The organism is Arthrobacter sp. TmtSoilC51, assembly GCF_055388015.1.
In genome coordinates this window covers 39,985-55,787 of sequence record NZ_AP035877.1, presented here as the reverse complement: position 1 = coordinate 55,787, position 15,803 = coordinate 39,985, and the positions used below count along the sequence as shown (strand labels likewise).

General features: G+C 62.4%; 15 protein-coding genes. 6 read left to right on the top strand and 9 right to left on the bottom strand.

Annotation, left to right across the window (positions count from 1 at the left end):
- Positions 1–12 precede the first annotated feature (12 nt).
- The gene (locus ACZ5G6_RS00285) at positions 13–1,155 is read right to left on the bottom strand and encodes a glycerate kinase (RefSeq protein WP_498688613.1); all 1,143 of its coding nucleotides are present in this window, start codon (positions 1,153–1,155) and stop codon (positions 13–15) included.
- Positions 1,156–1,209: 54 nt separating this feature from the next.
- Complete coding sequence (locus ACZ5G6_RS00280) at positions 1,210–2,172, bottom strand: D-2-hydroxyacid dehydrogenase family protein (protein ID WP_223935233.1); 963 nt, start codon at positions 2,170–2,172, stop codon at positions 1,210–1,212.
- A 190-nt stretch (positions 2,173–2,362) separates the two neighbouring features.
- On the opposite strand from ACZ5G6_RS00280, the gene ACZ5G6_RS00275 reads away from it, so the two are divergent.
- The gene (locus ACZ5G6_RS00275; protein WP_498692012.1) at positions 2,363–4,201 is read left to right on the top strand and encodes a glycoside hydrolase family 2 protein; all 1,839 of its coding nucleotides are present in this window, start codon (positions 2,363–2,365) and stop codon (positions 4,199–4,201) included.
- A gap of 61 nt (positions 4,202–4,262) precedes the next feature.
- Here ACZ5G6_RS00275 and ACZ5G6_RS00270 read toward each other — a convergent pair whose 3' ends face one another.
- The gene (locus ACZ5G6_RS00270; protein WP_498688611.1) at positions 4,263–5,060 is read right to left on the bottom strand and encodes a glycerophosphodiester phosphodiesterase family protein; all 798 of its coding nucleotides are present in this window, start codon (positions 5,058–5,060) and stop codon (positions 4,263–4,265) included.
- A gap of 13 nt (positions 5,061–5,073) precedes the next feature.
- On the bottom strand, positions 5,074–5,343 hold the full coding sequence (locus ACZ5G6_RS00265; RefSeq protein ID WP_498688610.1) for a hypothetical protein: 270 nt from the start codon (positions 5,341–5,343) through the stop codon (positions 5,074–5,076).
- 134 nt (positions 5,344–5,477) lie between these two features.
- Between ACZ5G6_RS00265 and ACZ5G6_RS00260 the strand changes: the two genes are divergently transcribed.
- Positions 5,478–6,344 carry an SDR family oxidoreductase gene (locus ACZ5G6_RS00260; protein ID WP_498688608.1) on the top strand — a complete coding sequence of 289 codons (867 nt, stop codon included), beginning with the start codon at positions 5,478–5,480 and terminating at the stop codon, positions 6,342–6,344.
- Positions 6,345–6,351: 7 nt separating this feature from the next.
- Here the strand turns inward: ACZ5G6_RS00260 and ACZ5G6_RS00255 are convergent, their stop codons facing one another.
- Genes ACZ5G6_RS00255 through ACZ5G6_RS00240 form a run of 4 tightly spaced genes read right to left on the bottom strand, consistent with a single transcriptional unit; the run spans position 6,352 to position 9,573 of the window.
- Positions 6,352–7,161 (bottom strand): HAD family hydrolase, encoded by an 810-nt coding sequence (locus tag ACZ5G6_RS00255; protein WP_498692011.1) that lies wholly within the window; start codon positions 7,159–7,161, stop codon positions 6,352–6,354.
- Between the two features lie 41 nt (positions 7,162–7,202).
- Complete coding sequence (locus ACZ5G6_RS00250) at positions 7,203–7,730, bottom strand: YbhB/YbcL family Raf kinase inhibitor-like protein (RefSeq protein ID WP_498688606.1); 528 nt, start codon at positions 7,728–7,730, stop codon at positions 7,203–7,205.
- Between the two features lie 38 nt (positions 7,731–7,768).
- Positions 7,769–8,710, bottom strand: coding sequence for a carbohydrate kinase family protein (locus ACZ5G6_RS00245; protein WP_498688602.1), 942 nt, complete (start codon positions 8,708–8,710; stop codon positions 7,769–7,771).
- 41 nt (positions 8,711–8,751) lie between these two features.
- Positions 8,752–9,573: an alpha/beta hydrolase gene (locus ACZ5G6_RS00240; protein ID WP_223935227.1), complete on the bottom strand. Its 822-nt coding sequence runs from the start codon at positions 9,571–9,573 to the stop codon at positions 8,752–8,754.
- 110 nt (positions 9,574–9,683) lie between these two features.
- Between ACZ5G6_RS00240 and ACZ5G6_RS00235 the strand changes: the two genes are divergently transcribed.
- The 3 genes from ACZ5G6_RS00235 to ACZ5G6_RS00225 all read left to right on the top strand — a co-directional run bounded on the left by ACZ5G6_RS00235 (position 9,684) and on the right by ACZ5G6_RS00225 (position 13,378).
- Positions 9,684–10,790, top strand: coding sequence for a GTP pyrophosphokinase (locus ACZ5G6_RS00235; protein ID WP_223935226.1), 1,107 nt, complete (start codon positions 9,684–9,686; stop codon positions 10,788–10,790).
- Between the two features lie 9 nt (positions 10,791–10,799).
- Positions 10,800–12,296, top strand: a complete 1,497-nt coding sequence (locus ACZ5G6_RS00230; protein ID WP_498688600.1) for a SulP family inorganic anion transporter — start codon at positions 10,800–10,802, stop codon at positions 12,294–12,296.
- An 89-nt stretch (positions 12,297–12,385) separates the two neighbouring features.
- Positions 12,386–13,378: a bile acid:sodium symporter family protein gene (locus ACZ5G6_RS00225; RefSeq protein WP_223935224.1), complete on the top strand. Its 993-nt coding sequence runs from the start codon at positions 12,386–12,388 to the stop codon at positions 13,376–13,378.
- A gap of 15 nt (positions 13,379–13,393) precedes the next feature.
- On the opposite strand, the gene ACZ5G6_RS00220 is transcribed toward ACZ5G6_RS00225, so the two are convergent.
- Positions 13,394–14,398, bottom strand: coding sequence for a LacI family DNA-binding transcriptional regulator (locus tag ACZ5G6_RS00220; RefSeq protein ID WP_223935223.1), 1,005 nt, complete (start codon positions 14,396–14,398; stop codon positions 13,394–13,396).
- Between the two features lie 129 nt (positions 14,399–14,527).
- Between ACZ5G6_RS00220 and ACZ5G6_RS00215 the strand changes: the two genes are divergently transcribed.
- Positions 14,528–15,784: a D-arabinono-1,4-lactone oxidase gene (locus ACZ5G6_RS00215; protein WP_498688598.1), complete on the top strand. Its 1,257-nt coding sequence runs from the start codon at positions 14,528–14,530 to the stop codon at positions 15,782–15,784.
- The last annotated feature ends 19 nt before the right edge of the window (positions 15,785–15,803 follow it).

Below are 15,803 nucleotides of genomic sequence, written 5' to 3'. Positions count from 1 at the left end.
AACTCCGCAGGTTTACGCCCCCTCAAGCACCTGGCTGGTAGCCCACGCAACATACTTGGCCGCATTGGCAACGGCGTCGGCGACGTCGGGAACACCGTCCTTGCGCTGCGCGACGTCCAGCAACTGTGCCGCTGCCACGATCCCGTGCTTGGCCAGATCCTCGGGCGTTACCGTGATTCGGCCGGCCACAGCGACCACGGGTATTCCATGCACGCTTGCTGCGTCGGCCAAGGCGATGGGGGCCTTGCCGGTGAGCGACTGCTCATCCATGGACCCCTCGCCAGTGATCACGAGATCCGCTTCGCTGAGGTGCGAAGCCAGGCCGGTCAGCCCGGCGACCAGCGCGAAGCCTCCTTCAAGCGCGGAGTCGGTAAAGGCAAGGAACGACGCCGGGAACCCGCCTGCCGCTCCGGCTCCCGGAACGTTGACGTCCCGGCCCGTGGCTTCCCGAAGGTGCGAGGCCCAGTTGCGGAGACCGGCGTCGAGCTTTTCGACAGCGTCTTCATCGGCTCCCTTCTGCGGTCCGAAAACATGAGCGGCACCATCCGCGCCGAACAGCGGGTTTTGGACGTCGACGGCGATCCGGAACTTCGCGTTCTGCAGTCGCGGATCCAGCTCGGAGACATCCAGGGCAACGACGTCCGCAAGGAAACCTCCGCCAAGAGGCACCACATTTCCGGCAGCGTCCACGGGTTTGAGCCCCAGCGCACGCAAGGCGCCACTACCGCCGTCGGACATTGCGGAACCGCCAAGCCCCAACACAATCTCGGTGGCGCCGGCGTCAAGCGCTGCAGCGATCAGCTGTCCGCACCCGTAGCTGTGGGCACGGAGCGAATTGTCGGGGGTGGGCTCCATAAAGGCCAACCCGGAAGCCTGCGCGGTTTCGATAACGGCCGTCGCTCCGCCGAATGAATCTTTGCGGATGGCCCAGGAAGCTCCGACCGGCTTGAGAATCGGACCCACAACGGCGTGGTTCCGTTCCTCGTAGCCAGCGGCGATAGCGGCGTCGAGGGTTCCTTCGCCGCCGTCCGCTACCGGGAATTGGGTGGTTACGGCGTCCGGATAGACGCGGAGGGCGCCCTCGGCCATGGCCGATGCGGCTTCGGCTGCGGTCAGGGATCCCTTGAATTTGTCCGGGGCAATGAGGATACGCATGGGTCCATCTTGCCAGCTTTGCTCGGAAAGCGTTTCCCGATTACGAAGATTAAATCAGTCGTTCAAGGTCCGAATGGGAGCGCCCGCCACCCATGCCTTAACGTCCTCGAATGCCCCGCCGTAAAACTGCCTGTAGCTTTCGTGCGTCACGTAGCCGATGTGTGGCGAGAGCACGGTACGCGAGGAATGAAGCAAAGCATGTCCAGCGGGCAGAGGCTCCTCGTCAAAGACGTCCATGGCAGCGCCACGTATCCAGCCTTCCTCCAGTGCACGAATCAGCGCGGCCTCGTCCACCAGTGGCCCGCGGGCGGTATTGACGAGTACGCCTTCGGGACCCAGGAGCCTCAATTCTTCCGCTCCTACGACGCCCTCCGTCCGCTCGGACAGCCGCAGGTGCAAGGTTACGACGTCGGACTCCCGGAACAGCTCCTCCTTGCTCACCTTTCGGGCACCGGCAGCCTCGGCCGACTCCGCAGTGAGGTTCTGGCTCCACGCCAGAACATCCATGCCAAAGGCTTTCGCGTAGCCCGCAATCCGCTTCCCAATCTTGCCAAGGCCGACGATTCCCAGCGTCTTGCCTTCGAGTTCAAACCCGACGGCGGTCTGCCAGTCGCCTGCCCTCAGCGAGTTTTCCTCCACAACCAGGTTGCGGGCAAAAGCGAGCAGCAACGCCCACGTCATCTCCGGTGCCGCTGCCGGGGAACCGCCCGTTCCGCACACCAGGATGCCACGCTCCGACGCTGCCTCAAGGTCGATCGCGGCATTGGCCATGCCCGTGGTCACGAGGAGTTTCAGGTTGGTCAATGACTCAAGCACGCGACGAGGGAAGCGCGTCCGTTCGCGCATCGCCACAATGATGTCGAACGGCGCCAAAGCTGCCACAGCCTGCTCTTCCGAAACAAAAGGTGCGCTGAAAACGCTGACCTTCACGCCGTCGTCGAGAAGTGAATCCCAAGGGGCGTAGTCGCTGGCGACCTGCTGATAGTCATCAATGATGGCCAATCGGAAACTCGTCACGTCAATCTCCTCGCGCGGCGGCTGGTGGTACAAACACCATCTCACGTCAGGAATCCGATTTCGCGGCGACTGACGATTTAGTGCCGTACAGAGAGTACGGCACCTGGTGGGTGCACATTCTCCGGTGATGCGATTGACTGGAAATTGAACCCCCTCCCCTTTTGAAGGAGATGCGTTGACAGAGCCCAACATGATGCCGGCCCTACCCAAGCCCGAGCATCCCCGTCCCCAACTTGTCCGCAAGAACTGGATGAACCTCAATGGAATCTGGAGTTTTGAGATCGACGCCGGTGACTCGGGTTTGGAGCGCGGCCTCGCCAAGCGCGAGCTCACCAATGAGATTCTGGTGCCGTTCGCGCCGGAATCAACGCTTTCGGGAATTGAGCACGTGGATTTCATGGAGGCCGTCTGGTACCGGCGTACAGTGACCATCCCCCAGGAGTGGGCTGGCCAGAACGTCCTCCTGCATTTCGGTGCCGTGGATCACGACGCTACCGTCTGGGTCAACGGAATTGAGGTGGCCCGCCACAGGGGTGGCTTCACCCCCTTCACCGCTGATCTTGGTGGAGTGGCCGAACCTGGCACGGACGCGGTCATCGTTGTCCGGGCCCGCGACTCCCGGCACGAACCGCAGGCCCGCGGCAAGCAGGCAACCTGGTACAACAACACACATTGCCAATACACCCGCACCACTGGAATCTGGCAGACGGTCTGGATGGAGGCTGTTCCCGAGGTCTACATCAAACGCCTCCGAATGACCCCCAACCTTGCCGACTCAAGCATCACTCTTGAGGTCCCGATCAGCCAGAACCGCGCCGGGCACACGCTGACGGCCGTGCTCAGCGATAAGGACGACGTGAGGGTGGAAGCCACGGTCAAGGCCGATGTGGACCTCACGCCCACATTGCGGCTCAGCATTCCCTCTGAATCCTTGCGTCCTTGGTGCATTGAGGATCCCTTCCTTTATGACCTCGAGGTGACGGTGCGGGACGCTGCCGGCAACGCTACTGACAGCGTCAGCAGTTACGCAGCCGTTCGTTCGGTGGCTCTTGACGGCAAGATGGTTCGTATCAACGGCAAGTCCGTGTTCCAAAGACTGGTACTGGATCAAGGCTATTGGCCGGAGTCGCTGATGACCTCGCCTGATGACCGCGCGCTAGTCAAGGACATCGAGTTGTCCATGGCCGCAGGCTTCAACGGTGCACGACTCCACCAGAAGGTATTCGAAGAGCGCTTCCTCTACCACGCAGACCGCCTCGGCTACCTTGTCTGGGGCGAGTTCGGCGACTGGGGCGTCTCCGGAGGAGGAACCATTGGGCACAACCAAAAGCCGACAGCGAGCTTCGTAGCCCAGTGGCTGGAGGTGGTGCAGCGGGACTTCAACCACCCCTCGATCATCGGGTGGTGCCCCCTCAACGAAACGCACCAGGTCCTGCACGATCGACTCACGGTTTTGGACGATGTCACCCAGGCCATGTTCCTCGCCACCAAGCTGGCCGATCCCACGCGGCCTGTCATCGATGCCTCCGGATACTCTCACCGCATCCGCGAAACCGACATTTACGATTCCCATTCCTACGAGCAGAATCCGGAGCGGCTCCGGCTTGAGCAGCAGGGTCTTGCGGAGGGGAAACCGTTTGTGAACCGGAACCCGCAGGGAGAGGATTACTCCGTGCCCTATGCCGGCCAGCCGTACTTCGTATCCGAATTTGGCGGCATTTGGTGGAGCGAGGCCGAAGTCCGGCAAGCGGCAGCTGAACCGGGCCTGGGAACCGACGTGTCGACGTCGTGGGGTTACGGCAAGCGCGTCAGCAGCGAGGAGGAGTTTTATGCCCGCTTCGAAGGACTATGTGGCGTGCTGCTGGATAACCCGGACATGTTCGGTTATTGCTATACCCAGCTGACGGACGTCTTTCAGGAAAAGAACGGCATCTTCACCTTCGATCGCAGCCCCAAGTTTGACCTTGAGCGGATCCGGGCCAGCCAGGTCCGCCCGGCCGCCATCGAAACCCGCCCAGATGGCACTTAATGACAATGTTGCAGCCTGGGACTGTCATCAACTGCCACTTCGGCGGAGCTTTTTGGGAGTGCTAGACCCACTGACCGCGGCGTACCAGAACTTCCTTGAGGAGGTCCAGCCGATCCGACACGATTCCGTCCACGCCCAGGTCCAGGGTTCGTTCCATCTCTGCGGAATCGTTGATGGTCCAGACGTGCACTTGGACGCCCACTCGGTGTGCGCGACGAACAAAACCGGCAGTCACCACCGGAAACGGACCGTACCGGGCCGGAACCTGGAAAGCGTCGACGCCGGTGAGCACCTTGCGGGCCAGGCCCGCCGGCAGCGCGGGGCCAAGGAGTACGAAGAGCGCGGTCAAAGTGGTGCCAGCCGAAGAAGCCGTCCGCTGGCTGAGGAGCTTCAAGACGGCACGACGACGCCGGTCAGAGAAACTCGTGACCAGGACGCGGCCATGGATGCTGTGCTTCTCGATTGCCTCAGCGGTCGATATGACGGAATTCCAGTCCTTCACGTCCAAGTTCAAGCGCGCATCGGGAAACGCAGCTACGAGATCGTCAAAAGTCGGCACGGGTTCCACTCCGCCGATGCGGGCCTTGGCTACCTCGGCTGCCGTTAACTCGGCGATACGCCCGGTCGAATCTGTGACCCGGTCCAGGGAAGCGTCATGGAAAACGAGCAACACGCCGTCTGAAGTGGTGTGTACATCAGTTTCAAGATGCAAGGTGCCGAGCTCGACCGCGGCCCCAAACGCAGCCATGGAGTTCTCCATCCCATGCAGGGAGAATCCCCTGTGGGCAAAGGCCAGCGGGCCCACAGTGCCATCCTTGCGGAGGAAATAGGGCAGCGTCACACCCGTAGCGTAGCCCATGGTGCAGGCTCCGCTACGACTCCTCGGAAACGGTCACCTTCTCCTGGGGAACGATCGCCACGCCGTCACTGACGTGCACCAGCGTGCGGCCGCGACCGCCGTCGAGCTCCACCCAGACTGCCGTTGCGTCGCCGGTGACAGCATCCACAACCCCGGCCGATTCGTAACCGGGCGTCAGCGTGACGCTGACGCGGTCGCCCTGACGGAGTGACCTCCAGTGGTGATCCGGCTCGATGCGCCGCAATGGAGCCGTGTTGAAATCGTTGATCCTACGCTTGGCCATGGTTCCCCTACACAATCAACAAGCTAAACGGGTCTGTGGCTGAAAGCCTACGGGCGCAAGTTGAACGCGGGTTGTATGGAGACTGGGAACTTGGTGACAGCTTTGGGATAGGTCAGGGCTGCGAAACTAGTGGCATGACTGTGTTGATTGCCGGGTGCGGCGACCTTGGAACCGAAGCCGGACTGCGTTTCGCCGAGTTGGGCCACGACGTGATCGGGCTCCGACGCTCTCCAGAAAAGCTCCCCGCCGGAATACGAGGCATGCATGCGGACCTCTCACGTGGAGTCCCGATCCTGCCGGCGGATGTGAAGATCGTTATTGTGTCTATCGCCGCTGACTCGTCCACTGAGGAGGCATACCGCGCGGCGTATATAGACGGTTTGCATAATATTCTGGACGCCTTGGACCGCGATTCCATTGAACCGAGACGCATACTGTTTGTCTCATCCACCGCCGTCTACAAGGACTCCGATGGAGAGGTGGTGGACGAGACCACACCCACTGAGCCCACGCGTTTCAGCGGCAAAGTGCTGGTGGAGGCCGAAAATCTGCTGCTTGCCCGAACCCGCGGGACGAGGACTCAACCGATCGTCCTGCGGCTCGGCGGCATTTACGGCCCAGGACGAACACGGCTGATCAGCCAGGTCCGGTCCGGCCAAGCCGTGATACCGGCGCAGCCCCGGCACACAAACCGAGTTCACAGGGACGACGCCGCGGCCATGATCGTGCACCTCGCCACTATGGAGCAGGACCCTGATCAGGTCTACGTGGGCGTGGACGACCACGCAGCCGAGATGGGTGACGTCATGCGGTTTTTGGCCCTGGAATTGGGAAACCCGGAACCACCAACCGCAGTCGAAGACACCGCGTCCAATCCCGGCCCCGGTGACAAACGCTGCTCCAACCAGCGACTGCGCGAGACTGGATTCGAGTTCGCCTTCCCCACGTATGTTGAGGGCTACCGCGCCGTGCTGGCAGGTCAGGGTATACGTCACCCGTGATGCACGGTTAGACCGTCTGCTCCGTCAGTTTCGCCTCGAGGATCTGGGCCACGCCGTCGTCGTCGAAGTGCGGCGCCTGCTGCCCCGCGGCGAGGATCGCTTCCGGATGGCCACTGGCCATCGCGTAACCGTGGCCGGCCCAGCGGAGCATCTCGATGTCATTCGGCATGTCCCCGAAGGCCACCACGTCAGCAGCCCCGATCCCCAGAGACTCTGCGTACTTGGCGAGTGTGACGGCCTTGTTGATGCCGGGAACGGACATCTCAAGCATTGCGGTTCTCGGTGCCGAGTGCGTGGTGCTGACCAAGTGGGCAACGGCGGGCTGAACCTCGGCAAGGAATTCGTCCGGTGTCCCTTTGCGGGTTATCGCCAGGAACTTCACGACGGCGTCATCCGCAGCCAGCGTCTGGTCCAGCGGTGCGGGAGTGAATTCGGCAATCAGCTCGCTGGTTTCGTTCTCTATGAAGCCAGGCTCCAGCTGAAAACCGGTCAGAGTTTCCACGGCGAATAAGGCATCCGGCCGGAGGGACTTTATGATGCGCCGCGCCTCGAAAATGGATTCGACGTCCAATGTGCACGAGGAAATGGGCTTCTCAGTTTCCAGATCCCAGACCACTGCGCCGTTGGAACAGATCACGATGCCGCTGTGCCCAAGTTGCTCCTGGAGCGGGTACAGCCAACGCGGCGGCCGGCCGGTGACGAACACAAGTTCCACCCCGGCGTCCCGGCATGCTTTGAAGGCCTTGACGGTTCGATCACTGATCTTGCCGTCATGACCGAGGATGGTGCCGTCAATATCACTTGCTACGAGCCGCATCATGTCAGTCTACGTGGCTGTTGAGAACCCAAATGCCGCCGCTAACGTTCGAACATGCCTGTAATGGTTCCCCGCGCCAAGGTATGCGCCGGAAGGGCTGAGGCAAGTATGCGCGCTTCGGAATTCTTTGGTACGCCCAGGTCCTCCACATCCAAGGCATGTACGGCCACTACGTACCGATGAGGCCCATGCCCCTTCGGTGCGGCCGCCCCAAGGTAACCCGCGCGGCCGCCGTCGTTCTTTAACTGGAAGGCACCGGCGGGCAGGGCGTGACCGTCCTGGCCACCGGAACCGGCCGGAAGACTTGACACCTCGGGGGGAATATTAAGCACAGCCCAGTGCCAGAACCCTCCAGGATCCGGAGCATCCGGATCCAGCATTGTGACTGCGAAACTCCTCGTTCCGTCAGGAGCTCCGCTCCAGCTCAGCTGTGGAGAGATGTCCTTGCCGCCGGCGCCTAGAATTCCGCTCCGCTGATCGGGACCCAAGGTTTCACCATCGCGGAATGACTCGCTCGTGACCTGTAATTCGGGCACGGGCGCCGAGGCGTAGGGGTCGTGGTCCTTCATGGTGCACCTCCAATCGGCCGGTCTTCCCGGCTAGAGTTTTAACTGGCAACAGCCCGGTGGTTCAGCTCAGCCCGCGTGGGCGGATTGGCTCCGGCCCGGGACACCGTGACGGCGGCGGCACGGGTCGCATGGTCCATGATTGCGGCCAGGGTTTCGGCCGGCATGGCCCTCAGTGCCCCGCGGTTTTGCGCGCCGTCCAGCCCGCGGTCAACGATCGCGGACAGCAATCCCGCCATGAACGAATCGCCGGCACCAACGGTGTCTACGACCGTCACGGAAGGCGCCGGCACCTGGGTCTCTCCGGTGGCTGTCGTTCCCCACGGTCCACGCGCGCCCCGCGTCACCACCACCAGCGCGGGGCCTTCTGTACCGCCCAAAGACAACCAGCGCCGAGCCGATTCCAGTGGGTCGACGCCCGGGTACAGCCATTCGAGGTCTTCGTCAGAGGCCTTGACGACGTCGGAGAGCACCACGAAGCGTTCGGCCTGCCTTCGTGCGTACTCGCGGTCGGTGATGATGCTGGGACGGCAGTTGGGGTCGAAACTGATGGTGCAGCCCGGGTGGGCATGCTCGACGGCGGCAAGCACGGCCGCGGCCCCGGGCTCCAAAGCGGTGGCTATCGAACCCGTATGCAGCAAGGTGGCGCCCTGCAGCATGAGCGGCAACCGCTCCGCAAGGCCCGGCAAGTCCCAGGTGAGGTCGAAGGTGTAGGTGGCGGCGCCGTCGTCGTCGATCAGTGCGGTGGCCACGCTGGTGGGTTTGCCGTCGGGCGGAAGGGGAACCATCACCGAACTGGATCGGAGGTGCGCGGCAACGGAATCGCCGTACGCGTCCTGGCCAAACCGCCCGATGAACTGCACGGGGTGATCCAAACGCGCCAAGCCAACAGCGACGTTGAGCGGACTGCCACCAACGTGCGCCTCGATTCCGCTGGGGCGCTGCACGACGTCAACCAAGGCCTCGCCAATCACAGTCAGCATGGGACCACTCTGCCAGAGGAAGGGCGGGCCCTACCAGTGATTCAGGAGAGCAAGCGCTGCACCAATTCGCGGCATTTCTTGTAGGCCACGGCCTTGGGGTCTATGAGATCGAAATGGTCGCCCGGGACACGCAGCAGCTGCGCGGCACTTCCGGCTGCCGTTGCCGCCGCGACATAGGCCTCGGACTGGCTGGCTGGAACGTCTTCATCGTCCGTAGCGTGGACGGCGAAAACTGGAACATTAATGGGCAGGGAGCTCATGGGATCGGCGTACTTATGCCTCTTGGGGTATCTGGCGGAATCGCCGCCCATGAGGTTGCAGACAGCACCGTTGCTGAGATTCAGTTTTTCCGCGGCGGCAAGGTCCAGGAGGCCGGACTGACTGACGACACCCGTTAGATGGACGGCATTATCCTCGGGTCCCCGCACGAGCTGGCGGTCGGCGTCGGGCGTTCCGATGGCTGAAAGGCGCTGTCGTCCGGCCGCCCACACAGCCAGGTGACCCCCGGCGGAGTGGCCTAAGGCCACCACCTTGCCCAGGTGGAGCTCGTGCTTTTCGGCGATTTCGGCGAGATGGTCAATGCCGGCCAGAATATCTTCGAAGGTATGGGGCCAACCACCGCCGTTGCCGGCCCGCCGGTATTCAAGATTCCAGGCGGTAATTCCATGTGCCGCGAGGTCGCGGGCCAGGGGCTCACCGAGCTCGGCGCCGTACTGTGAACGCCAATAGCCGCCGTGGATCACAACTGCGACACCACCCGCGACAGGTGACGCGCCGCGATGGTTTCCGTTGTTCGGTTCAGGTATGAAGAGTTCGCCCCACTGACTGGGGTGTTCGCCGTAGCTGTACTTGTGCCGCAACATTGCGCCCTCCTTTGTACCGAGCCTATCGTGACGTCCCGCAACTTTGGCTAGGGGCACCCCGACGGCGGGTGGCCCGCTCCAGTGTCAGACCCGCCCCGTAAGCTGGGGGCATGGCAAGCAATTGGGACAGCCTGGACCAGGACCAGCGCGATGCAGTGAATGCGAACGTGGCGCTTTATGAGCGTGTTCGCCCTGCCCTGAAGCGGGTCACGCGGGATGTGTTGCTGACCTTGCGGGACATGCTTAACGACGCCGAGGTCACTCCCCTGTTCGTCACTGGGCGAACCAAAACGGTGGAGTCGTTCCGCGAAAAGATTTCCCGCACCGATGATCCCTTGGAGCCGGGCGGCCCTCGCATCCTCAAGTTCCCTGACCCGTTCCGCACTTTGAACGACATGGTGGGCATCCGCGTCATCACCAAGCTGCCAGCCGAGAACGCTGCCGTGGCCAACATCATCAAGCGGCAACGCCAGCTCTTCGATTGCCGGGGAGACCGTGAGAAGGACATCGGCTCCATCGAATCGGGCACGTACGGATACTCCAGCCGGCACCTCATCCTTCGCACCATCCAGAACGAGGCCGTCAAGGAATACCAGCACGTGTTCAATCCGGACATGCCCGCCAACGGCAGCTACTTCTTCGAGTGCCAGATCCGCACCGTCTTTGCGCACGCCTGGAGCGAGATCGAGCACGATATCCGGTTTAAGGCGGAGGATCCACGCGCCTGGACGCCACATTTCGATCGCCAGTTCACCGCCACTGCGGCCATGTTGGAAACCGTGGAGAGCGCCTTCGCCGACCTCCACGAGCGTTACGAAGAAGTCCGAGGCTATTGGGACCTGGAGGGAGAGGGCGCCTCGCCACTGACTCCCAACCGCGTTCGGGACGTGTGGCGTACGCTCCTGCCTCACGTTGACCGAAAAGTTGATGACGACTGGGGCTGGGCTGCCGAACTCCTTGCGGCCCACGGACTCACCAAAACCGTGGAACTTGCCGGGCTGCTCAGTGCAAACCGGATCACCGAGGTCCGCAAAGCCCTGGACCACCGCTATTCTCCCGGCCCCGACCGTCTCCTGGACGATCTGCTGCTGTGGCAATACGGAACCGAACACATCGACCTCACCGCTGAGGCGCCCGACGTCGTTCCGCACCCGCGGCGCGACAGCCTCCAGCGGCGTCTTAAGCAGATTGAGCGTTACCGCCAGACCGCACTGTAAGGACGCCACATGACACCCGAGCAACTCATGTCACTGCGGGCGACCTTCCGCTCGCCCCGCCGCCTGCTGACGGAATCCCTTGCGGGACTGGTTGTGGCACTGGCGCTCATTCCGGAGGCCATCGCGTTCTCGATCATCGCAGGCGTGGATCCCCGGGTTGGACTGTTCGCTTCCTTCACCATGGGAGTGGTGACTGCCGTTGTGGGTGGTCGTCCAGCCATGATCTCCGCGGCGACGGGTGCCGTAGCCCTGGTCATCGCTCCCGTGATGAAGGAGCACGGGCTCAACTACTTGATTGCCACGATCATCCTGGCTGGTGTCTTCCAGATCATCCTTGCCGTCCTCGGCGTCACGCGGCTCATGCGGTTCATTCCGCGCTCGGTGATGATCGGATTCGTGAACGCACTGGCAATTCTGGTGTTCATCTCGCAGATGCCCGAACTCTTCAATGTCCCCTGGATGGTCTATCCGATAGTTGCCGTGGGATTGGTCATGGTCTTTGGCCTACCCCGGCTGACCACGGCCATTCCCGCGCCGCTCGTAGCGATCGTGGTCATCACCTTGGTCACCGTTCTGGGGCACATCGACGTTCCTACGGTCAGTGACAAAGGCGAACTTCCCCACAGTCTGCCAGGATTCTTCCTGCCCGATGTCCCACTGAACCTGGAGACGTTCCAGACCATCGCGCCCTTCGCGCTGTCCATGGCCCTCGTTGGACTGTTGGAGTCACTTCTGACGGCCAAGCTCGTGGACGACATCACGGACACGCGATCCAATAAAACAAGGGTTTCCTGGGGCCAGGGGGTGGCCAACATCGTCACAGGGTTTCTTGGTGGCCTGGGTGGTTGTGCGGTGATCGGACAAACAATGATCAACGTCAAGGGATCCGGCGCACGGAGCCGGCTCTCAACATTCCTGGCCGGCGCCTTCCTGCTGGTCTTGGTGGTTGTCCTTGGCGATGTGGTGGGCATGATTCCCATGGCGGCCCTTGTTGCGGTGATGATCTTCGTTTCCCTGATCACCTTCGAATGGCACTCTATTCGCCTGTCCACGTTGAAGCGGCTGCCCAAATCGGAAACCGCCGTTATGCTCGTCACCGTTGCCGCTGTGGTGGCGACGCACAATCTGGCGGTGGGTGTCGGCGTCGGCGTTTTGACCGCGATGGTGCTGTTTGCCCGGCGCGTTGCGCACTTCGCGACTGTCGAGCGGACGGAACTGGAGCTAAACGGTGAAACGGTGGCCACGTACACGGTGGACGGCGAACTCTTCTTCGCTTCGTCCAATGATCTCTACACCCAGTTCGACTATGCAAAGGATTCTTCGGACGGCATAGATCGGGTGGTGATCGATCTTCACAACTCGCACATCTGGGACGCTTCGACCATCGCAGTGTTGGATTCGGTCACTGAGAAATACCGCAACCACGGGCGCGAGGTGGAGTTCATTGGCCTCAACGACGCGAGTATCCGAATGCGTGAGCGGCTCGCAGGCAAGCTGAACGGCTAACCCAACCGAGACGACGGATGTCTGACATATACGCCCGTGAGGATGTAACGAAGTCGTCCGGCTTGAATGCTAAGTGTGAGCATGGATGAATGCTCGAGGCAACGAATTCCCAGACGGAAACAGAGTCAGCCCCTCCCCTGAACGCGGCCCTCGCCGCAGAGGCCAAGATAGCGCGCATAGCCGTGACGGTTTTCCCGCTCCTGGTGGTGCTGGCTGGGGTCCTCGGGTTCCTGCTTCCGGACCTGTTCAAGCCCATGGGCCTCGCCGTGCCATATTTGCTTGGTGTCATCATGTTCTGCATGGGCCTCACGCTGACGCCGCCCGACTTCGCTTCCGTGGCGCGTCGACCGTGGGCGGTGGCACTCGGCATCGTGGCCCACTACGTGATCATGCCTGGAGCGGGCTGGTTGATTGCCGTCCTGCTTCAACTACAGCCCGAGCTCGCTGTTGGCCTTATCCTTGTGGGCTGCGCACCCTCCGGTACGGCGTCCAACGTGATGGCGTTCCTGGCCAAGGGCGACGTAGCCCTGTCCGTCGCTGTTGCCTCGGTTTCCACCCTGATCGCTCCCATCGTCACACCGGCACTGACCCTCCTCTTGGCCGGTTCGTTCCTGCACATTGATGCTGGTGCCATGGTGCTGGACATCGTGAAAACCGTGTTGCTTCCGGTGATCGCAGGCCTGCTCGCCCGGCTGTTCCTCTCGAGGCTCGTCGCGAAGGTGCTGCCGGCACTTCCCTGGGCTTCCGCCGTCGTGATTTCACTGATCGTGGCGGTCGTGGTGGCTGGCAGCGCCAGCAAGATCGTTGCCGCCGGTGCCATCGTGTTCCTGGCAGTCGTCCTCCACAATGGCTTTGGGCTGGGCCTGGGTTACCTGGCCGGTAAGCTCGGCCGCCTCGACGACAAGGCCCGCCGCGCCCTGGCATTCGAGGTCGGCATGCAGAACTCGGGTTTGGCCGCGACGCTGGCCACCGCACATTTCAGCCCGCTGGCAGCGCTGCCGTCGGCCGTGTTCTCGCTGTGGCACAACATCTCGGGCGCAATAGTGGCTGCTTGGCTGGCTCGCCGCCCGCTGAAGGACTAGCGCCCCGGGGTCCAGCTAACCCCGGGTGGTGCCGCGCCGATGGAGTGTCCACGGTGACGGGAGGCGAACGCCCTCGGGCGGAGTTGCTCCGGCAAGGCGGTCCAGGAGCATCCTGACCACCTTCTCGAAGATAGGATCCGGACCCACTGTGGTCAACGGCGGATCGTATTCCTGGCCCTCCGTGGAATTCCCGACGCCGACGATTTGGATGTCCTCCGGTACGCGAAGTCCCAGTCGGTAGGCCGCGCGGATCGTCTGAAGGGCTTCCATATCGTCAGTGCAAAGGATGGCCGTGGGCCGGTCCGGTAGCTGGAGCAACTCAAGGGCGGACTGATACGCGATATCCGGCCGGTGCTGGGAGGTGCGGACAAGGGATTCGTCCAGCGGTATGCCCGCCCTTTCCAGTCCGGCAGCATACGCCGCAAAACGACTCTTGACCCTGCCCGCAGGCGCCGCCCGGCGAATACAAGCGATCCGGCGGTGTGACGCCGCAAGGAAGTCCATGCCCTCTTCCAGCCCTGCCTCGGATTCGGGAGCAAGGACGTCAAATCCGGCTGGCTTCATGGTTCCTGAAATCACCACTTGGGCGACACCCCGGCGGGCCAGTTCGGTGACGGTTTCATCCTCGGCAGTGGCTTCCGGGAAGTAGCCGATGATGACGCCATCAGCACCGCCGGACATCATGAATTTTCTCCAGTCCTCACCCAAAAGGATCACAGGCTGGTAGCCGTGCTGCGGGAGGATCCGTGCCGCCGCTGCCGCCAAGGCGCGATCCCACGGCCATTCCAGGTTGCCGATTGCCACCGCAACAACATCGGTCTTGCCACGCCGCATGCCGCGCGCCGCCTGATTGGGAACGTATCCCAGCTCCTTGACGGCCGCCAGAACCCGATCCTGCGTGGGCTGGCTGATCCGCGTGGTGCCCCCATGACGCCCCGAAAGCACATAGGAAACGGTCGTCAGGGATACGTCCGCCGCCGCCGCCACATCCCGGATAGTGGGCTTGGATCCCTTGCTCACGTGCTGCTCCTGATAGACGTCGGATTTCTTGAACTCTATCTTCAACCAGTTGGACACCTCTTGACGCAATTAGTTGTGAACGTTAACAATTAAGGGAGCCAGCAAGTAGCCAAGTGGGAAGATCATTCAATGAAGAACTGGGCAGGAAACCTCGAGTACTCGTCCGCGGAAGTCCAGCGGCCCACGTCGGTGGACCAGCTGCGCGCCCTTGTGGCCAACGCGCCCCGGATCAAGGCCCTCGGTTCCCGCCACTCTTTCAACCAAGTAGCGGACACCGATGGCACACACGTTCTCCTGGATGCATTGCCCCAGGAAGTTGTCCTCAACAAGGACAAGGGAACCGTCAAAGTCAGCGGGGGAACCAGCTATGGCGCCCTGTGCCGGGCTATTGAAGAGCAGGGTTACGCCATCCACAACCTCGCATCGCTCCCCCACATCTCCGTGGCCGGCGCTATCCAAACCGGAACGCACGGCAGTGGGGTCAACAATCCCTCCCTGGCTGGCGCCGTCGTGAGCATTGACCTGGTGCGTGCAAACGGCGAGCTGGTGACGCTCACCGAGGACGACGACGAGTTCCCGGCCAGCGTCGTAGGAGTCGGCGCTCTGGGCATTGCCACGGGACTGGAATTGACTGTCCGGCCGAGCTATCAAATGCGGCAGCGCGTGCTCACGGAATTGCCGTGGGACCGGGCGCTGGCCGATTTCACGAACATCGCCTCGGCCGCGTACAGCGTCAGCTTCTTCACCAACTACACCGGCGACGCCATCCCGCAGGTGTGGTTCAAAGCCCTGGATTCCGAGCCAGCCCTGCCTGACCTCTTCGGTGCCACCGCGCCTACGGCCGCGCTCCATCCGCTGCCCGGCATGTCAGCCGAGAACTGCACGGGTCAACTGGACGAGCCCGGCAAATGGCTGGACCGGCTGCCCCACTTCCGCCATGAATTCACGCCGAGCAACGGTGAGGAACTCCAGAGCGAGTTCCTCCTGCCACTGGACCAAGCCCCGGCTGCCCTGGAGGCTGTGCGGGAACTCGCTGACAAGCTGGCACCTCTGCTGTTCATCTCCGAAATCCGCACAGTAGCCGCCGACGAGTTCTGGCTCAGCCCGTTCTACCACCAGCAAAGCGTTGCACTGCACTTCACATGGAAGCCGCTGCAGGCCGAGGTGGAGGCGGTACTCCCCGAACTCGAGGAAGCACTGCGTCCCTTCGGCGCGAGGCCACACTGGGGAAAGCTCTTCACGCCAGGCCTGTACGACTTCGCCACGCTCTACCCACGCTTCGAGGACTTCTGCAGCCTTGCCGTCACCCACGATCCCAGCGGCAAGTTCCGCAACGGCCTGCTCGACAACATTTTGGGAGCCACAACCTCGTTGCTTGGCCGCTAATCCGTTGCTGCCGAACAAC